Genomic DNA, 18,365 nt, shown 5'->3' with positions numbered 1-18,365 from the left:
AGGTTACCCACGTGTTACTCACCCGTCCGCCGCTAACATCCGGGAGCAAGCTCCCTTCTGTCCGCTCGACTTGCATGTATTAGGCACGCCGCCAGCGTTCGTCCTGAGCCAGGATCAAACTCTCCGAAAAAGTACAAAACCGAAGTTTTGTTTTTCGTCAGCGTTTGACTGACTACCTATGATGTTTCATAGGATTTTTTTATAAAAACTCGAATTAACAGGTACGTTTTGTCTTGTTTAGTTTTCAAAGATCACGTTTCAAAATGGAGCGGGTGATGAGAATCGAACTCACGACATCAGCTTGGAAGGCTGAGGTTTTACCACTAAACTACACCCGCGTGATTTGTATTGGCGCGCCCGAGAGGAGTCGAACCCCTAACCTTTTGATCCGTAGTCAAACGCTCTATCCAATTGAGCTACGGGCGCTTAATCAGGCGACTTAATTATCTTAACATATCGTTTTTATCAAGTCAACATCTTTTTAAAATTTGTTTGTCGCATGTGTTTGAATGTCTTTGTTTCAAATACGTCATCAGCGACGAATAAAAATATACCATGGATCACATAAATGGGTCAATACATTTTTCTAAAAAAGTTTCATATTTTTTAAGAAGTGGTTTTTTCTTAGATAAATAGAGATGCAATAGCCCTATTTTCTTCTCTTTCTTCATAATTCTAATGATTCTTAAATAAAATCTTTCTAAATCCAAAGGAGGACAAAACATGGTCACATAGAATTTTTATTTATTGGAAAATTCTTAATATTTTCCAAGCATTTAAAGGAGGTAGGAGATGATGAAAAAGTTCGTCGCTTTTCAAATCATGATCGCTTTGGTGATAGGAGCTCTTATCGGCCATTTCTTTCCTGACTTCGGGATGGCACTGCGGCCAATTGGAGATGGATTCATCAGATTGATTAAAATGATCGTTGTTCCTATCGTTTTCTCTACCATTGTTATTGGTGCAGCTGGCAGTGGCGGTATGAAGAAAATGGGCAGCCTAGGATTAAAGACGATCATTTGGTTTGAGGTCATCACAACCATCGTTCTAGGAATTGGTCTATTGCTGGCTAATGTTCTAAAGCCTGGCGTTGGCCTTGATTTCTCTAAATTAGCTAAGAAAGATATTGGTGAATTAGATGGCTATACGCAGAAAGTCGTCGACTTTAAACAAATGGTACTCGATATCATTCCAACGAATATCGTCGATGTCATGGCTCAGAATGATTTACTTGCTGTCATTTTCTTCGCCATATTATTTGGTGTAGCCGCAAGCGGCATCGGTAAAGCATCCGCTCCTGTTCTCACCTTCTTTGAATCAGTGGCACAAATTATGTTTAAGCTAACGCAGATGGTCATGGTGACAGCACCTATTGGAGTTCTTGCATTAATGGCTGCTTCCGTTGGCCAATATGGCATTGTTTTATTAATCCCAATGATGAAGCTTGTCGGGACTGTATTTTTAGGATTATTCATTATTCTCTTTGCTTTGTTCCCTCTGGTCGCACTGATCTTCCGTTTTAACTACTTCGAAGTTTTAAAAATGATTTGGGATTTGTTCTTAGTTGCCTTCTCTACTACAAGTACAGAAACTGTCCTTCCTCAGCTTATGTCACGAATGGAGAAATACGGGTGTCCAAAAAGAATCGTCTCCTTTGTCATTCCATCTGGTCTTTCTCTCAATTGTGATGGGTCCAGTTTATATTTATCGGTATCCTGTGTGTTTCTTGCACAAGCGTTTGGTGTCGACATGAGTCTGTCACAGCAGCTTTTGATGATGCTTGTTCTTGTGTTAACGAGTAAAGGGATTGCAGCGGTGCCATCTGGTTCACTCGTCGTTCTTTTAGCAACCGCCCATGCAGTAGGTCTTCCAGCAGAAGGCGTCGCCATTATCGCCGGTGTTGATCGAATTATGGATATGGCACGAACAGGTGTGAATGTTCCAGGGCATGCCGTTGCATGTATTGTCGTATCGAAATGGGAAAAAGTATTCCGTGAGTCCGCATGGGAAGTTCCAAAAGCAGGTGAGGAAACAAAAGGGATGTAATGTTATATGAAGGAAAGGGCTTCCCCTTTCCTTTTCTTATGATAAAAATGCTTGCTTTAGGACCGCTTTGCCTTGAGGTTGCAGCTGCACTTCTGCATATGCGCCATTAATCAGCGTCATTTGTGGCGGGACATGCCCACAATCTATATCGTAGAAAATGGGGATTTGTAATTCCTTTTGTAATTCTTCATATACGTCCCGATATTGATACCCTTCCACTGGCACATCAACTGCACTTCGCCCAAACATGATACCTGAACAGTGGTCAAACCACCCGGCTAGTTTTAATTGAACAAGTGATCTCTTCATACTTGCAGCATTTAATGCGCAGTTTTCGAAGTACCAGAGAATCGGTTCACCTTTTATGAATGTTTCCTGAAAAGCTTTAACGTCTCCAAAAGGTGTCCCCGCTAAGTGACGTATGATATCAATGCAGCCTCCCATCAGTCTCCCCTTCACCGCCATCTCCTGCAGATGAACCGTGCGCCATCTTGTAGGCTCTGTTAAATGAAAGACATGTTGACTCGGGGTGTCATGCTGCCATTCCTTTTGATACTTATATGAAGAAAACTGAGTAATGTCCATCTCCTCTTCTGTGGAAAGCACTTTTTCCCACATAGCAGTCGTTTGATCAGACTCTTCCCCTCGTAAATCCACTAAGTTTGGGCCATGTGCTGTAGCAATGCCTGTTTTTAATGTAAATGCCAGCAAGAGTGCACTCGTATCTGAGTAACCAAGAATCCACTTTTTGTGCATCGTTGAGAAATCAAGGTGCTCTAGCACTTCCATCAAAAGCTGTCCTCCCCATGGCGGGATGATGTGGTCAATCTCATCGCACGTCATCATATACTGAAGCTCGTTTGCTCGTTCTATGGCAGGCGCTGATTTTGCCTTTTCCTGGTGCCATACCGTCTCTCCACATATGACATCATAGCCTCTGTTTTTCATTCGTTCACATGAGAGCTGAAACATGTCATGCAAAGATGGCTGTACACCTGAGGAAGGTGCTGTGACACCAATCGTTTGTCCTTTTTGTAAATGCGGAAATTGTATCATCCTGTTTCCCCCATCCTCTCTCAATCTCTCAAACCTACCCATTTTAAAGAAAATGCCCCTTTTACAAGGGACATCTCCTCTTATTCCTTTTGACGCAGCACAGTATAGACCCCTGCAAATATACATAGAATTCCAATGAATGAGCGTAATCCCATTTCTTCTCCCAAAAGCAGCCAGCCAAGAATGGCACCTACGATCGGTTGAAAGAAAAAGAATAGACCTCCGCTTGAGGCATCCATCAATTGAAGCCCTCTATTCCACAAAAAGAATGCTAAAGCTGTTGAAATGATGCCTAGATAAAGAATACCGCCCCAAATCTCTGGCCTTGCCATCTGCTCCACATCTAGGTGAGGTAAACGAAATAATACTGGCGGTGTTAAAACAATGAATGCAATGATGATCGCATATGTGGTTGTCACCACCTGAGGGTATTTTCCTGGAACTCGTTTTAGCAAAACAGACATAAGCGCCCATGTTAAAGCAGCGATGACCAATGAAAGACCGCCAACAAATTCATCTGTTTGCACTGCGACTGGTCCAATCATGAGCAATACACCTGCTGTAGCAAGCAGGATGGATGCGCACTTTCGAACAGTCATGGCTTCTTTTAATAGAAAGAACGCAAACAGCACCATAAACGCAGGTGTTGCAGATGTGATAACGGCCCCCATTTGTGCAGACGTATACATCGTCCCGATTTCTTGGGTCACGATGGAAAGAAAATTTCCGATCAGCCCAATCACCACTATAAGCGGGATATCTTTTTTATCTAATCGAAAGGAATAGCCCAAGCGCCAAATGGCGAACACCAAAACGACTCCTGCTACAGCATATCTCATCCAAACGAGCTCAAGTGGCGGAACAACCGCTACTGTTACTTTGACAACAACGTACATTCCGCCCCAAATACTTGCAGCGATTGCTAGGTAAAGGGCGCCTATATATTTTTCATTCATCTTTTTCCCTCCGTTACTGGATATTTTGATGACCATATCCACAAACGGAGATCACTCTCCGTTATGGACGGAGGGCATTTGGAACATCATGTTCAAACAAAGGCTTCCATAGCATTGCCGTCACTCCAATTATTTTTATTTTCTGATACTTTATAACAAATTCTGGTTGACTTCAATCCTTTTTTGTCACCTTTTTTCTTCATATAATAGAAGATAAGCGGCTATTGACATGCTGAATTCGTTTTCATATAGTAAGTAAAACTATAGGTGGTCACGCAGAAAAGGAGTAGAGGTCGTTGGATATTGAAGCTAGAAAACACATTCCCAGCACGGAGCATGAACCATTTCTCGAGGGAATAAAAGATTGTGTGCCAACCCTGCTTGGTTATATGAGTATTGGGTTTGCCTTCGGAATTGTTGGAATTAGCGCACAGTTGAGCTTATGGGACATTGCGCTTCTATCAATCTTTATTTATGCAGGTGCTTCACAGTTTATTATCTGTGCACTGCTTGTCACTGGAAGTCCCCTTTCCGCTATTATTCTCACTACATTTATTGTGAATCTGCGTCATTTATTGCTCAGCCTGACGCTGGCTCCTCATTTTACACGCTACTCTGTGAAACAAAACATTGGATTCGGTCTATTGCTGACTGATGAATCCTTTGGCGTAGCCATGAATAAATTAGCTCAGCATGGCAAGCTGAATAATCGGTGGATGCATGGGCTGAACATAACGGCTTATTTGTGCTGGATTGCTGCCTGTATACTTGGCGGCATTTTTGGACACTGGATTTCAAATCCTGAAGCCCTTGGTCTTGATTTTGCCCTTTCCGCTATGTTTGCTGCGCTGTTGGTTCTTTCTTTGCAAACTGTGCCTAAAAGTAAGTTAACCCATCGCCTGTCACTTGTTTTGTATATGGTCGTTGCAATGTTTGTTCTGCTTCATTTTGTTCCCTCACACGTGGCTGTTCTGTTAGCCACCATGATTGTCGCAACCATTGGGGTGGTGACAGATAAATGATCAGCAGTTTTATGATATGGCTGATTCTCGGCTGTATGATTGTAACCGTCATTCCAAGGGTCGTTCCCTTTTTATTTGTACGAAGTATCGAGCTGCCTGAAGTGGTGCTTAAGTGGTTATCGTTTATTCCCATTTGTATCTTTACAGCTTTGATTGCAGAGCATCTGTTCATTCATACCACAACAGGCGTCACCATTCACTGGATGTACCTTGCTGTCTTAGTTCCGACCGTACTGATCGCTATTTGGACAAAAAGCTTGTCACTTACTGTTCTTGTAGGCGTCATGCTGATGGGAACTGCTAGATGGTTTTTCTAAAAGAAAAAGCTTAACCGCATGTGGTTAAGCTTTGTTTCATTTTACGATTCCGTATACAAATCCATCGTAACCCTTTTCACCAACAGTTTGAATGGCTGTAGCCTCTATTCTTGACTCTTGTTTGAGTAAATTGAAAAATTCACGAGTTCCCTGCACTCGTTCATCCCCATCAGATTCATGAAGGACTGCTCCATTTCTGACGACATTGTCTGCAATAATGACTGTTCCCTTTTTCGAGAAATGTAACGCCCACTTTAGATATTTCGGGTTGTTCGGTTTATCTGCATCAATGAAAATCAAATCGAATGGAAGCACATCCCTCTCTTTTAACTGAGATAGCGTATCCAATGCTTCTCCTTGCAAAATGCTCACCCGTTCCGATAAGCCCGCTCTGCTGATGTTTTGCTGCGCAATCTGTACATGGTGGCTGACAGCCTCTAATGTGATGAGTTCTCCATCCTTTTCAAGAGCACGCGCCAACCAAATGGTACTGTATCCACCGAGTGTCCCGATCTCTAAAATGCGCTTTGCATTCTTGGTTTTTGCTAATAAATAAAGCATTTTCCCTTGAGCTGGTGACACATCAATTTCTGGCAGGCCTGCTTGCTTATTATTAGTAAGAGCTTGCTCCAAAACATCATCTTTAGGAATCAACTTGTCTATGAGATACTCGTCAACTTTCTCCCACACTTGCTTCATCTCAACCATCTCCCTTAATCATGTCTTCTGTTTCAAGTCTACATGATGATAGCGAGCGCGTATAATCAATTCTTTTCACACATCTATTCATTTTATTGATGAAAGACATGTCATGATGGAGACATGAAGCAGTGCCATGTTTTCGGGTTTACTGGTTGAGGTGATTTTTCAAATCCCCTTTTTTATCTTGAAGCTTTCCTTTTGCCTGATCCTTTTTCCCTTCTGATTTCAGATTTTGATGATCTGTTGCTTCGCCAATCTTTTCTTTCACTTGACCTTTGACTTGATTTGTTTTTCCTTTCGCTTTATCCATATGTCCTTTTTCTTCACGCATTTGTTCCACCTCCACGTTTGATACTATTCATTTAGCCTTTTTGAGAGATACAAAACATCTGAGTGTGCGATCCAAGAAACTACAGCAACATGAAAATCCAGCCAAGGTCGGCTGGATTAAAAATAATGATCTATAAGATAGACTTAAAAGCTTTAACCTGTTTTACTCTGATCGTATTCAACCAGATCACCTAGAATTTCGTCAATCTGATTCATCATCTCAGTTTCAATTTTCACCTCAGATGCTAAAGCATTCTCCCTCACCTGTTCTGGACTAGAAGCACCAATAATTGCTGCAGAAACGTTCTGGTTTTGCAGTACCCATGCTATCGCAAGCTGAGCGAGAGTAAGATCAACCTCTTGTGCGACGGGCTTAAGCTTTTGGATCGCCTCTAAGGTGTTATTATTCATCCAGCGTTGAGCAAGGTTTTTAAAAAAAGGTTTTCCAGCAGATGAGTTAGCACGCGAATTAGTCGGAAGTGATTTTCCTGGGAGATACTTTCCAGTAAGGATCCCCTGCGCCAAAGGCGACCATACTACCTGGCCAAGTCCTTCACGCTGGCAGGTCGGTATTACATCACTTTCAATGATTCTCCATAACATGGAGTATTGAGGTTGGCTGGCGATAAGGGGGACATTTAGCTCTCGTGCAAGCGCTGCCCCTCGAGTAATTTGTTCTGCTGTCCACTCACTTACACCAATATAGTTCACTTTACCCTGTCTTACTAGATCTGCGAAAGCTAACATCGTTTCTTCCAGAGGTGTAGTTGGATCAAACCTGTGTGCATAGTAAATATCAATATAATCCGTTTGTAAACGTCGCAAAGAGGCATTACAGTTTTCCAAAATATGCTTGCGTGATAATCCTCTATCGTTTTTCCCAGTACCAGTTGGATGACATACTTTTGTACAAAGTTCAATACTCTCCCGCCGGATCCCTTTTAAAGACCTGCCTAGTATCTCTTCAGCCTTGGTGTCTGAATAAACATCAGCAGTATCAAACGTCGTAATACCAACATCAAGAGCAGCTTTCACACAATCATGGGCAGTTTCTTCATTTATCTTACCACCATGATTAATCCAGTTTCCGTAAGCAAGTTTACTAATTGTTAATCCACTAGATCCAAGTTTACTATACTCCATAACAATGCCCTCCTTTTGAAAGAATACTTTCATTATAAAAAGAGGTCGTTAATATGTATAATATATATATTCAGATAAATATATATATATTTTATATAATTAAAAATATTTCCATTAAAAAAGCGCAAAACTGTTTAATAACAATCCTTTGTAATCATTTTACACAATAAGCAAGTATGAAATTTATAGGGGGGCATAAAAAATGGATCTGAGACAAATACGTTATTTTATAATGGTTGCTGAAGAACTAAATTTTAGCCGGGCAGCTGAACGTCTTAAAATGGCACAGCCTCCATTAAGTCAAGAAATTCGTAAATTAGAAGAAGAGTTAGGTGTTACGCTTTTTCATAGAACGAAAAGACAGGTTAAACTTTCAGATTCGGGGAGAGTATTTTTAGAAGAAGCCCGCCGTACGCTTCTTCAAGTAGATAGAACGATTAAAGCAACACAACTTGCAGATGACGGAAGGATAGGTCAGTTAAAGATCGGTTTCGTAGATTCTACTGATATTGTGATCGATATTATTAAAAGGTTTCGAGAAAATTTTCCTAACATCCATCTTGTCTTATGTGAAATGGCTACAGAACAGCAGTTAAAAGCACTATATAAGAAAGAAATTCAAATAGGATTTATTCGTTCTAACCAAAATAATAAGATACTTACCTCAGAAATTTGTTGTGAGGAATCATTAAGCTTGGTTTTGCCAGAAAATCATCCTTTAGCTTCATTTCCCAAAGTTCCAATTCATTTATTAGCCAATGAACCATTTATCATGTTTCCACGTCATCTAGGTGCAGCATTTTATGATTTAATTATCAGCTACTTTTGGGAAAATAGCATAAGTTTAAACGTAGTTCAGGAAGCTATTCAAATGCATACGATTGTTAATTTAGTTGCTGCAGGAATGGGAATCTCTGTGGTTCCATCCTCAGTAGAAAGCGTAAAACGCGCAGGGGTTGTTTATAGAAAAATCCAAGAAACTACACCAAAAGTAAATTTATATGTTTCATGGAGACAAGATGATACATCAACCGTCGCTGACCACTTTTTAACAGTTGTGAGAGAAGCTTATTTAAGTTCTCAGTCTAAATCATGAAGATCCAGACAGGGTCAGCTGGATTAAAAAATACTTATCTATAAGACAGGCTTAAAAGCTTTAACCTGCAATGTACACGTTTCAGGTATGATAGACATAATGGAAAGAAAGGTTGGTGCTCTGTTCAATGATCATCTCTGAAAACATATTCACCGTTCGTGGTTTGACCTATCGTATTCGGTCTGCTGCAATTGGCGATGCCAAGCAGTTATCAGCTCTCAGACTGAAAATTGATGGTGAAACAGAATATTTAGACCGTGAACCAGGCGAAGCCTTTCTTCATGAAAAAGATTTTGAGGTTTTGATTCAAGAGGATGCCAAACAAAGCAGGCATTTATTTTTGGTCGCTGATATTGAAGGAGAGATTGTCGGTTTCTCTAGATGTGAGGGACATTCACTCAAGCGCTCTGCTCACAAAGTGACATTTGGCATCGCCATACAAAAGGATGCCTGGGGCTATCACATTGGCAAAGAGCTTTTAGCCGCTTCTATTGACTGGGCTGATCAGCAAGGCATCCAGAAGATGTCACTTCACGTGCTGGAAACCAACCAAAAAGCCATTCGGTTATATGAGCGCCATGGCTTTCTGATTGAAGGGGTATTAAAAAATGATAAACGGCTGGCAGATGGACTTTATTACAATACTGTTGTGATGGGCAGGCAGAGGCCAAGCTTCTGACTACTTACATCACATAGCCCCATACCATTGAAATCGCACTGTATATCAGAAGCAGCCCCATGACAAACTGGAACGGTTTTTCGTAAGCAGTCAAAAAGCGCTTATATAAAGAGCCAAATAGGCTCCAGCTGAATGTACCGAGAAAGCCAATAAGTGCGAGAATCAATGTCCATATCACATACTGCATATTAGATTGTCCATATGGCAAAACAAAGGTTGAAATCACGGTCAACCCATACAAGATCGCTTTTGGGTTGATAAATTGCAGCATCATACCAGGAACAAAATGATTGTAGCGGTCAAGGGTTTCGTCATCCCCGCCTTTACTTTTCATGATTTTGACAGCTAAATAAATCATGTATGCGGCTCCGATGAACGCCATGACCCAGCCTATTTTCGGCATCACTTGATAAAGAATGATATTAAAGAAGCAACTCAAACACAAAATGACGAGAAATCCGATGCCCACACCTAAACAAAATCGAAATGTTTGCTTGACCCCATATTTATTCGTAAAGACCATGGCCATGATGTTGTTTGGCCCCGGGGTAAAGCTGCTCACAAAAGCATAGATCAACATAGAAAGAATCAAGTTGCCGCCCCCCTCGTGCGTTATTAAGACTTTAATTACTTCATTGCGTATGTTACGTTTTATTGTAACGTTCGGTCTTTATAAAGTAAATAGAGAAAGGAGTTTTTTCATGGAAGATGTACAATCGATTATTTCTAAAAATGTGAGGCTTCTTAGAGATCAAAAAAAATTAAGCCTAGAAAAGATGGCAGAATTAACTGGTGTCAGTAAAACCATGATTGGACAAATTGAAAGAGGAGAATCAACCCCTACCATCACGACTTTGTGGAAAATCGCCAACGGATTAAAGGTGTCTTTTAGTGAGCTCATTTACGCACCACAGCCTGAAATCAAGGTGGTACGCAAGGAAGATGCACAGATTTTAACGGAAGATGACGGGAGATATCGCGTGTATACGACTTTTCCCTTTGATGACCGGGGAAAATTTGAAGTGTACCGAGTAGAAATTGATCCTGGCGGGTCGCTGCATGCGAATGAACATATTGGCGGAACAGAGGAATTGATCACTGTTTTTGAGGGAGCGCTTGATATATCCATTGGTGATGAGCAATACAGCTTAAAGGCCGGCGACTCCATTCGTTTTAAAGCGGACCGTTCGCATGCATATAAACAAACCGGAGAACAAATGGTACGGCTGCAAATGATTCTTTATTATCCTCATGAAAAAAGCTGACAGGCTTGTCCACCTGTCAGCTTTGCGTTTTATTTAATTAAATCCCGGATCACGTACAACCGTTCCAGTAAAAGTGACTCTGTATTTTCCTAATCCTAATTCTTCAATAGAGGTTTGTTTTAAAATACCGACCCAGCCATCCTTTGCATAGACAATACTTTCTGGGATGTTCGAGGTCGTATACGTTCTTGTTTCTGAGACAGTTCGACTCGCCTGAACGGTTATTTCACTTTTTGTTTGCTCCTTTGCTTCCACTGGAGCAGCTGTGACCCCGGCACCTGTTAAGACAATTGCTCCAACCAAAACTGAAGACATGACCTTTTTCATAAAAAAAATCCCTCCCTTTTTTTGTTGAACATATTAACCATACCATAATTTAGTCCTTTTATAAGTTATTTTTTCATTTTTTTGAAAATTATGATATGATTGTCTTATGTTGGATAGAGAGTGTTCTATACTTCTATGCTTTTATCCTCATCTCATTCCGTCAAACAATTGTGAACGGAGGTGATTTCATGAAAAAATGGCTCATCTGTTTTCAACTTGTTTTCCTCTTCACCTTGACGACCACACCACTTGCTTCTGCTGCTTCATGTCCTACAGTGAAACCTTGTGTTATTGATCCTTAAGCATCAAAAAGGTCGATCAAGTGCATAGGCTTGATCGACCTTTTTCGTTATGCTTGCTCTGCTTCCCAGCGGGCAATCTCTTCTCTTACTTTAGGAGCGACTTCTTTTCCAAATAACTCAATGGCTTTTAATACTTGATCATGCGGCATGGAACCAACCGGTACATGAAGCATAAAACGCGTGATTCCTACATTTTTTCTAAGGTGAATCACTTTCTCTGCCACTGCATCTGGATCTCCTACATACAGGGCGCCTTCTAACGTTCTCGCTGCATCAAATGTAGAACGAGTATATGGACCCCAGCCTCGCTCTCTTGCTAATGTGTTCATCACATGCTGTGTGGAAGGGAAGAATTGGTCTGCTGCAAGATCTGTTTCTTCCGCAACAAATCCATGCGAATGTGACGCTACGGTTAATTTCTCTGGGTCATGTCCAGCGTGCACTGCCGCTTGCTTGTACAGCTGTACAAGCGGTGCGAACTGTCTAGGACTCCCGCCAATGATAGCAAGTACTAGCGGCAGCCCCAATAATCCAGCACGTACAACAGATTCACGGTTTCCCCCACTGCCGATCCAGATTGGAAGCGGATCTTGAACGGGTCTTGGATATACCCCAACATCTTGAATAGATGGGCGATGCTGTCCGCTCCATGTTACACGCTCGGACTGCTGTAATTTGAGCAGCAAATCAAGCTTTTCTTCGAATAATTCTTCATAATCATTCAGGTCATAGCCAAAGAGCGGGAATGATTCAATAAATGAACCACGGCCTGCCATGATCTCTGCACGCCCGTTGGATAGTCCATCTAATGTTGCAAAATCCTGAAAGACACGAACAGGATCTGCTGATGAAAGGACTGTCACTGCACTTGTCAGGCGGATATTCTTTGTTTGTGTTGCCGCAGCCGCTAAGACGACAGCTGGATTCGATGCAGCGAAATCTTGTCGATGATGCTCACCCACTCCAAATACATCAAGGCCGACTTGATCTGCTAAAATAATTTCTTCGACTACTTCTCGAATACGCTGTGCGTGACTGACTGTTTTTCCTGTTTGAAAATCAGGTGTTGTTTCTACAAATGTACTAATTCCTAGTTCCATGAGTGGAACCCCCTATCTTATAAATATGTCACAAATTCAGAGACAGGCTTTCGGTAGCCTCTCGCTTGTCTGCTCTCTACTTTTTCTTTTCCGAGTGTGATCATTAACACAGGAACCAAATCCGAATCGATGTTCAACACCTTTTTCATTGCTTCAGGGTCAAAACCGATCATTGGGCACGTGTCCCATCCCTTGTTTTTGGCGGCGAGCATAAACAGCATCGCAGATAATGAAGCATTGCGGATCGCCTCTTCTTTCTGAAAATCCGCTCCTCTCTGTTCATAAAAGCTCATCGTCTCTCTGACCATTTCTTCGTATTGCTGCGTGTTTAAAATGCCAAGCATTTTCAGACCTTCATAGATGTTCCCCGCTTGTTGATAAGCATTTGGGTCTCCAAGTACAATAATTGCTGCTGAGGCGGAATGCACTTTATATTGTCCAAATGCAGCTTCTCTTACTTGTTCTTTGAGACCTTCTGTTTGGACGACGACATATTGTGTGTGCTGTAAGTTAAAAGCAGATGGTGCCATTTTGACTTCTTCAAATATGCTGTTAAGCTCTTCTCTCGAAATCGAGATATTTGGCAAAAAATTTGATGCGGATCGTCTTTCACGTACCAATGTATCAAAGCTGAGTGTCATCGTGTTTCCCCTTTTCGTGAAGTTGTTTTGCACCTAAACCGATTTTTTTTAGTAATTCAATGAGCCGTTCTTTTTCTTCTTTTTCAATAAAGGATAGGTTTTGCGAAATGACATCTGTGTGTTTAGGAAAAATGTCATCAAACAATTGCTTTCCTTTTTCCGTCAGCAATACATGAAATACACGTTTATCAGAGGGTGCACATTGCCTTTTCACCAGCTCTTGTTTTTCTAGTTTGTTCACGACATATGTCATGCTTCCACTTGGGATTGACAGGATGTCGCTGATCTTTTGGACAGGATGCGGCCCCTTACTATAGAGCAATTCAAGGATCTGAAAGTTCTCAAATCCGATATCATAACGTTCAATGTCTGTTTGGATATTTGTAAAAAGAGCTTGATAGGCTTTCATCCACACGCGGAATAGCCTTAAGTCTAATTCATATTCATGCTGCACCATGGCAACTACTCCTTTTTTCAAGAAATCCTAAAACTAGGATAAATTTATCCTAACACTAGGATATTTTATTGTCAACGAGTTTGTTTCATAAAAAAAGACCACCTCAGGTCAGTGATCCTCTTCTTTTAAGACAAAATGCATTTCAGCTATCTGCTTGTATTGTCGTACTTCTTTTAATGAAAACCTGGATTCCATATCCGCTGGGGAAAACAGAGGAATGCCTCTCCCAATCATGACAGGTGCGATTTGAAGGTAAAGCTCATCAACCAATCCTGCTTTTATGAAAGACTGAAGCAGTTCCCCGCCGCCGACAATCCAGATATGCTGACCTGGTACATCTTTTAATTTTTTCACAAATGATAAGATATCTTCTCGAATGATATGAGTTCCTTTCAGACTGTCTTGTAAAGTACGTGACATGATATAACAAGTCTTTCCTTCATAAGGAAACTCATCTGGTGACAGCTGAAGAACCTGTTCATATGTATTGCGCCCCATGATCAGCGTATCAACTGACGCATAAAAGTCATCATAGTTCGTATCTTCTTCACCCTCTGTCCCTATTAGCCAATCGAGCCGGTGATCCTCTCTCGCTAAATAGCCATCGATACTCATCGCCCCATAAAAAAGCAGCTTCCTTTTCTGACTCAATCCCATCACTCCTTACCCTAAATAAGAACATATATTCTATCCCCATTGTATCAGAAAGGAAAGACAAAGGATACAAGGGTTTGCCATCTTCCATTTTCATGTCTTCAACACCGTGATTCAATAAGGTATCCTCTTCAGGTAATGATATAATAAAGTCAGTTCAATCAATGATCATACTTGGAGGAGAGACTGATGATACGACGACTTGATCATATCGTGTTGACTGTACAACATATGGAGGACACCATTCGCTTTTATACAAACGTATTAGGAATGAAGGAAGAAACCTTTGGAGAAGGCCGTAAAGCGCTTCGTTTTGGTTTACAGAAGATCAACCTTCATGAAGCTGGTCATGAATTTGAGCGGGCAGCGGCTCACCCACTTCCTGGCTCTAGTGATTTGTGCTTTATCACCGATTTAGATATGGATAGTCTGCTGCTGCACCTTCGCAAGCAAGTGGTTCCTATTGAAGAAGGGCCAGTCAGGCGCACAGGTACATTAGGTCCGATTGAATCTGTTTATATCCGTGATCCTGATCTGAATTTAATTGAAATTTCTCGATATATAGAGGAGGGTGATCCGTCATGACCCGCTTATTTTTGAGACCGATCGAAGAGCAGGATTATCCTGGTATTCAAAGAGGATGCCAGCATGCAGAAACTCTTTATATGACTGGCACACGCAAAACGTTCACACTAGAAGAGATTCGTTCAGCCTATACCCGATTTTTACAAGATGACAGCAGACGAGATTTCGCCATTTGTCTGCTAGACACGAAAGAAATGATTGGGGATGCGGCGATTGTGGACATTGATCCAATTAATCATACGGCAAGCTTCCGCATTGCGCTTCATGGACCAGAACATTTCCAAAAGGGCTATGGTACAGAAGCTGTCCGGATGGTTCAAGCATTCGCCTTTGATACATTAGAACTCAATCGTCTTGAGCTCGAAGTCTTTTCCCATAATCCAAGAGCCTTCAGAAGCTATGAGAAAGCCGGATTTCAATATGAAGGGAAAAGACGCCAAGCACTCTATTTCAATGGAACCTACTCAGATGTGATCATCATGGGCATCCTTCGTGAAGAATACAATCAGATGAACAGTGGAGATGCCCCCGCTTAAGAAGGGTCATCTTTTTTAAAAAATTGAATCGCTGTGACGATGGTCAAACAAATCATGGAAGAGAGAACGATAGAGACGCTTGATATACTAAGCGCCATGCCTTCCCATCTGCCAATGAAGAAACTGGATATCAATAAAACCAATCCAAATAGAATGAAGCAAATAGGGAGGATTAGCCCCGCATGACGGTGTCTGCGTCTTTTCCCTGCCCACCATGAGAGACACAATACAACGATTGTAAAAATAGCGGTTTGCAGCCAAAACATGTTGTTTCAACTCCCATTCTCTTTTTTATCTTATAACAATGGAGGTACTTCCAATGAACATTAGACCCATTGAGCAAAAAGACAATCCGTATATCGCAGCGATTATCCGCCAGTCACTAGAATCGGCGAATTTGGCGATTGAAGGAACCGCCTACACTGATCCCCACCTTGACCAGCTTTTCGAATACTATCAATCATTGACTCATGCAGCCTATTGGATTGCTGAAGAGAATGGTGACATTGTAGGCGGCGTAGGCATTGCTCCATTTACAAACGACATCTGTGAATTACAAAAGCTTTATTTAAGTCCAAAGGCACAAGGAAAAGGTGCGGGCAAAAAACTGATGGATACGGCGCTGCAATATGCCTCTTCATACTACGAAGCATGTTATTTAGAAACCCGCCAGGAATTAACTGCAGCCACCGGCCTTTATCAGCGATATGGCTTTTCTCTTCTCTCTGAACCGATTGATGGCTCTGAGCATTCTGCGATGGATGCTTGGTATCTCAAAACCTTCTCATCATGAGCCATAAAACACTCGATAGGTTTTTGTCCGCTGAAAGCCTAGCTTCTCTGCCAGTTTGATCGAAGCTAGGTGATGGACATCGCAATCCCAATGCGGTGTCCTCTTATTTTCAAGACAGCTCCTGATCATATGCTGACCTGCCAGCTGCGCCAAACCTTTCCCCCGGCAGGCTTCTTCTGTCCAAATATCGATCTCCACACGATCTTCACTTGAAAAAATGGAGACACATTCACTCACCACGTTCTCTCCATCTAAGATGGCCACTCCGATTCCTTTTGATAGAAAGCAAGCCGCTCTCCCCCAATAGGCTTCGTAATAGCTAGGAGGAAAAGCCCTGCTTGCATTGATCACCTGTTCATTTGTCCGCTCTACTCTATAGCCCGGATGAGGCACATGGACATAAGAATGTGCCTGCGGAAAAACGTACGCATGTCTTTCCATCTCATTTAGATGTGAACCAAGACATTTTTTCATCATCACATCTGTTGATTGATTCGCTGAAAATACGGTAAACCGGCCGTTTTGTCTTCTCTGTCTTTCGTAAACATCCACAATGAAGGCCAAGCAGCGTGACAGCTCCGCTTCTCTCTTGCCTGCAACATAATAAATGCCGCATGCAGCTTCAAGAAAAAAAACAAAAGGGTGCTCTACATCATCTACATAAAGATGCCCTTGTATGAAACCATCCATGACCGCATCTACAAACACTGGATATGCCGGGTCGATCTGGCGAATTCCTTCTTTCATCGATGGTGACCTTTGCTTCTCCAAGAGATGCACAGTGCTCCCTCCTTTCACGAACATGTTCTTTCCTTCCATTATAAATAAAAAGCTGCGCGCATGCAGTGACTCTTTTTACCCTTTACTGTGGAACTACTTTACCATCCCTGCACCTGTCAACATTCTCATCTCACCGCCATCAATTTAGCCTTTCAATTAGGGGCGGCCGCGTTATATTCGACTGCTTTACTGCAATTGATTATGCCTTATTTCATCGGCATTGCCTTTCTGACACTGACTGGTCATATCATCGCCTTTCTGTTTTACAAAAAGCATCAAAATCAAAAAATGGCACAGGCATTGAATCGTCTGAAGCCACAGTCATAAAAAAAGAGACCTCAATAAAGGTCTCTTGTCTGTTATTCTGCCGCAGGCTCTTCTGCCTTCCCCTTCCAAATAAGGGTTAAGCCTAATCCGAGAAATAAGACAACTCCTGCGAATAGAAATGGAAAATGTATATTTTGATCGAATAAAATGCCGCCAAGTGCTGGGCCGAAAATCGTACCTAGGCTTGTGTAGGTGGAGTTCATCCCTGCGACAAATCCTTGCTGGTTTCCAGCGATTTTGGATAAGAAGGTCGTTAATGCTGGTCGCAATAAATCAAACGCAAGGAAAATGACACATGTGACAATCAGTACAACCAAAAAGCCTGAAACGACTGTCGAAACGAAAGCAAGGACCGCTCCGACAATCAGGCATAGCTGAATGACTCTTTTCTCCCCTAGGGCATTAACCAGTTTACCAAACACAAGTACTTGGATGATGACCGCCACAATCGAGCTGACGGTAATGATGACGGCAATATCTTTTGGTCCAAATCCAAACTTATGATTTGTAAACAAGCTAAAGACTGTTTCATACGCAGATAGTCCAAAAGCGAGGACAAACACAATGATAAAGGCGATGAGATAGCTTGGATGAATCGATTTTTTCAAATCTTTAAAGAAAGTAGATTCCTTCACTTGACCCATTTGTTTCGCTCGCTCTTCTTTTGTTAATGGCTCCTTCAGCATAAACATAGACGAAATGACGGCAATAAACGCAATCCCTGCTGCAAAGAAGAATGGCAGGCGTACGCCATATTCTGCGATAAATCCGCCAATGCCCGGGCCAATAATAAAACCGGTACTAATGGCCGCTGACACATAGCCCATTGCCTTTGATCTTTCTTGAACGGTCGTGATATCTGCGACATAAGCAGTGACAGCCGGCATGATAAATGCCGCACTAATGCCGCCTAGCAGCCTTGCAAAATACAGCACATACACGTGTGTCCCAAGACCGAAGACGAGTTCTGATAACGCAAATAGAAACAGTCCTGACACAATCATAATCTTTCTTCCGTAGCGGTCTACCCATCTCCCTGCAATAGGTGAAGCAATGAGCTGAGCCACGGCAAATGCCGCCACAAGGTATCCCATCGTACTCCCTGTTAGATGCATTACATTCATGAATAACGGCATGACAGGAATGATGAGACCGATGCCTAAAAACGCAATAAATATATTACTTAATAAAATAACGAGTACAGCTTTTTGCTCACGAATCGGTTTTTGCATGATGTTTGTTTCTCCTTTA

23 protein-coding genes, 2 tRNA genes and 1 rRNA gene are annotated in these 18,365 nt (G+C 41.8%); 9 read left to right on the top strand and 17 right to left on the bottom strand.

Going from position 1 to position 18,365, the window contains the following annotated elements; all coding sequences use genetic code 11:
- The 3 genes from C6347_RS14255 to C6347_RS14245 all read right to left on the bottom strand — a co-directional run.
- Positions 1-130, bottom strand: a 16S ribosomal RNA gene (locus tag C6347_RS14255); the annotation flags it as partial.
- A gap of 134 nt (positions 131-264) precedes the next feature.
- A tRNA-Gly gene (locus tag C6347_RS14250) sits at positions 265-338 on the bottom strand.
- 11 nt (positions 339-349) lie between these two features.
- A tRNA-Arg gene (locus C6347_RS14245) sits at positions 350-426 on the bottom strand.
- Positions 427-795: 369 nt separating this feature from the next.
- On the opposite strand from C6347_RS14245, the gene gltP reads away from it, so the two are divergent.
- Positions 796-2,046 (top strand): glutamate-aspartate/proton symporter GltP, encoded by a 1,251-nt coding sequence (gene gltP, locus C6347_RS14240; protein ID WP_034666069.1) that lies wholly within the window; start codon positions 796-798, stop codon positions 2,044-2,046.
- Positions 2,047-2,082: 36 nt separating this feature from the next.
- Here the strand turns inward: gltP and C6347_RS14235 are convergent, their stop codons facing one another.
- On the bottom strand, positions 2,083-3,102 hold the full coding sequence (locus C6347_RS14235; protein WP_066031261.1) for a S66 family peptidase: 1,020 nt from the start codon (positions 3,100-3,102) through the stop codon (positions 2,083-2,085).
- Positions 3,103-3,182: 80 nt separating this feature from the next.
- The gene (locus C6347_RS14230; protein WP_066031262.1) at positions 3,183-4,058 is read right to left on the bottom strand and encodes a DMT family transporter; all 876 of its coding nucleotides are present in this window, start codon (positions 4,056-4,058) and stop codon (positions 3,183-3,185) included.
- 296 nt (positions 4,059-4,354) lie between these two features.
- Between C6347_RS14230 and C6347_RS14225 the strand changes: the two genes are divergently transcribed.
- Positions 4,355-5,080, top strand: a complete 726-nt coding sequence (locus C6347_RS14225) for an AzlC family ABC transporter permease (protein ID WP_066031263.1) — start codon at positions 4,355-4,357, stop codon at positions 5,078-5,080.
- A complete protein-coding gene (locus C6347_RS14220; protein ID WP_034665961.1) occupies positions 5,077-5,397 on the top strand; it encodes an AzlD domain-containing protein in 321 nt (106 codons plus the stop codon). The genes C6347_RS14225 and C6347_RS14220 overlap by 4 nt, the downstream gene beginning before the upstream one ends.
- A 36-nt stretch (positions 5,398-5,433) precedes the next feature.
- On the opposite strand, the gene C6347_RS14215 is transcribed toward C6347_RS14220, so the two are convergent.
- From C6347_RS14215 to C6347_RS14205, 3 genes are all read right to left on the bottom strand, one after another.
- A complete protein-coding gene (locus tag C6347_RS14215; RefSeq protein ID WP_106048626.1) occupies positions 5,434-6,096 on the bottom strand; it encodes an O-methyltransferase in 663 nt (220 codons plus the stop codon).
- Between the two features lie 148 nt (positions 6,097-6,244).
- Positions 6,245-6,430 (bottom strand): CsbD family protein, encoded by a 186-nt coding sequence (locus C6347_RS14210; protein ID WP_106071757.1) that lies wholly within the window; start codon positions 6,428-6,430, stop codon positions 6,245-6,247.
- 152 nt (positions 6,431-6,582) lie between these two features.
- On the bottom strand, positions 6,583-7,572 hold the full coding sequence (locus C6347_RS14205) for an aldo/keto reductase family protein (RefSeq protein ID WP_060595627.1): 990 nt from the start codon (positions 7,570-7,572) through the stop codon (positions 6,583-6,585).
- Between the two features lie 202 nt (positions 7,573-7,774).
- On the opposite strand from C6347_RS14205, the gene C6347_RS14200 reads away from it, so the two are divergent.
- Positions 7,775-8,668 (top strand): LysR substrate-binding domain-containing protein, encoded by an 894-nt coding sequence (locus C6347_RS14200; RefSeq protein WP_060595626.1) that lies wholly within the window; start codon positions 7,775-7,777, stop codon positions 8,666-8,668.
- A 127-nt stretch (positions 8,669-8,795) separates the two neighbouring features.
- The gene (locus tag C6347_RS14195) at positions 8,796-9,347 is read left to right on the top strand and encodes a GNAT family N-acetyltransferase (RefSeq protein WP_060595625.1); all 552 of its coding nucleotides are present in this window, start codon (positions 8,796-8,798) and stop codon (positions 9,345-9,347) included.
- A 4-nt stretch (positions 9,348-9,351) separates the two neighbouring features.
- Here C6347_RS14195 and C6347_RS14190 read toward each other — a convergent pair whose 3' ends face one another.
- Positions 9,352-9,939, bottom strand: coding sequence for a LysE family transporter (locus C6347_RS14190; RefSeq protein ID WP_060595624.1), 588 nt, complete (start codon positions 9,937-9,939; stop codon positions 9,352-9,354).
- Between the two features lie 109 nt (positions 9,940-10,048).
- Here C6347_RS14190 and C6347_RS14185 point away from each other — a divergent pair, with 109 nt between their 5' ends.
- On the top strand, positions 10,049-10,612 hold the full coding sequence (locus tag C6347_RS14185; protein ID WP_034665985.1) for a helix-turn-helix domain-containing protein: 564 nt from the start codon (positions 10,049-10,051) through the stop codon (positions 10,610-10,612).
- A gap of 33 nt (positions 10,613-10,645) precedes the next feature.
- On the opposite strand, the gene C6347_RS14180 is transcribed toward C6347_RS14185, so the two are convergent.
- The 5 genes from C6347_RS14180 to C6347_RS14160 all read right to left on the bottom strand — a co-directional run bounded on the left by C6347_RS14180 (position 10,646) and on the right by C6347_RS14160 (position 14,090).
- Positions 10,646-10,939 (bottom strand): hypothetical protein, encoded by a 294-nt coding sequence (locus C6347_RS14180; RefSeq protein WP_034665989.1) that lies wholly within the window; start codon positions 10,937-10,939, stop codon positions 10,646-10,648.
- Between the two features lie 349 nt (positions 10,940-11,288).
- Positions 11,289-12,341, bottom strand: coding sequence for an LLM class flavin-dependent oxidoreductase (locus C6347_RS14175; RefSeq protein ID WP_060595623.1), 1,053 nt, complete (start codon positions 12,339-12,341; stop codon positions 11,289-11,291).
- A gap of 17 nt (positions 12,342-12,358) precedes the next feature.
- Positions 12,359-12,982 carry a nitroreductase family protein gene (locus tag C6347_RS14170; protein ID WP_106031701.1) on the bottom strand — a complete coding sequence of 208 codons (624 nt, stop codon included), beginning with the start codon at positions 12,980-12,982 and terminating at the stop codon, positions 12,359-12,361.
- Positions 12,966-13,439 (bottom strand): MarR family winged helix-turn-helix transcriptional regulator, encoded by a 474-nt coding sequence (locus C6347_RS14165; RefSeq protein ID WP_060595621.1) that lies wholly within the window; start codon positions 13,437-13,439, stop codon positions 12,966-12,968. The genes C6347_RS14170 and C6347_RS14165 overlap by 17 nt, the downstream gene beginning before the upstream one ends.
- 108 nt (positions 13,440-13,547) lie before the next feature.
- Entirely contained in the window at positions 13,548-14,090 is a 543-nt protein-coding gene (locus C6347_RS14160) for a dihydrofolate reductase family protein (RefSeq protein WP_106031699.1), read from the bottom strand.
- 192 nt (positions 14,091-14,282) lie between these two features.
- Between C6347_RS14160 and C6347_RS14155 the strand changes: the two genes are divergently transcribed.
- Together C6347_RS14155 and C6347_RS14150 are read left to right on the top strand one after the other, a co-directional pair.
- Positions 14,283-14,678, top strand: coding sequence for a VOC family protein (locus tag C6347_RS14155; protein ID WP_034666005.1), 396 nt, complete (start codon positions 14,283-14,285; stop codon positions 14,676-14,678).
- The gene (locus tag C6347_RS14150) at positions 14,675-15,214 is read left to right on the top strand and encodes a GNAT family N-acetyltransferase (RefSeq protein WP_034666010.1); all 540 of its coding nucleotides are present in this window, start codon (positions 14,675-14,677) and stop codon (positions 15,212-15,214) included. Before C6347_RS14155 ends, C6347_RS14150 begins: the two co-directional genes overlap by 4 nt.
- Here C6347_RS14150 and C6347_RS14145 read toward each other — a convergent pair.
- Positions 15,211-15,480: a YesK-like family protein gene (locus tag C6347_RS14145; RefSeq protein ID WP_106037142.1), complete on the bottom strand. Its 270-nt coding sequence runs from the start codon at positions 15,478-15,480 to the stop codon at positions 15,211-15,213. The genes C6347_RS14150 and C6347_RS14145 overlap by 4 nt on opposite strands.
- Before the next feature lie 53 nt (positions 15,481-15,533).
- Here C6347_RS14145 and C6347_RS14140 point away from each other — a divergent pair, with 53 nt between their 5' ends.
- Positions 15,534-16,007, top strand: a complete 474-nt coding sequence (locus tag C6347_RS14140) for a GNAT family N-acetyltransferase (protein ID WP_106048622.1) — start codon at positions 15,534-15,536, stop codon at positions 16,005-16,007.
- On the opposite strand, the gene C6347_RS14135 is transcribed toward C6347_RS14140, so the two are convergent.
- Both C6347_RS14135 and C6347_RS14125 read right to left on the bottom strand, forming a co-directional pair.
- On the bottom strand, positions 16,002-16,787 hold the full coding sequence (locus C6347_RS14135; protein ID WP_106048621.1) for a GNAT family N-acetyltransferase: 786 nt from the start codon (positions 16,785-16,787) through the stop codon (positions 16,002-16,004). The genes C6347_RS14140 and C6347_RS14135 overlap by 6 nt on opposite strands.
- A 359-nt stretch (positions 16,788-17,146) precedes the next feature.
- Entirely contained in the window at positions 17,147-18,346 is a 1,200-nt protein-coding gene (locus C6347_RS14125) for an MFS transporter (RefSeq protein ID WP_060595617.1), read from the bottom strand.
- Between the last annotated feature and the right edge of the window lie 19 nt (positions 18,347-18,365).

Origin of the sequence: Bacillus sp. NMTD17 (assembly GCF_002998735.1) — a bacterium.
Lineage (GTDB): Bacteria > Bacillota > Bacilli > Bacillales > Bacillaceae > Bacillus.
This window is presented reverse-complemented; position numbering and strand designations above follow the sequence as displayed.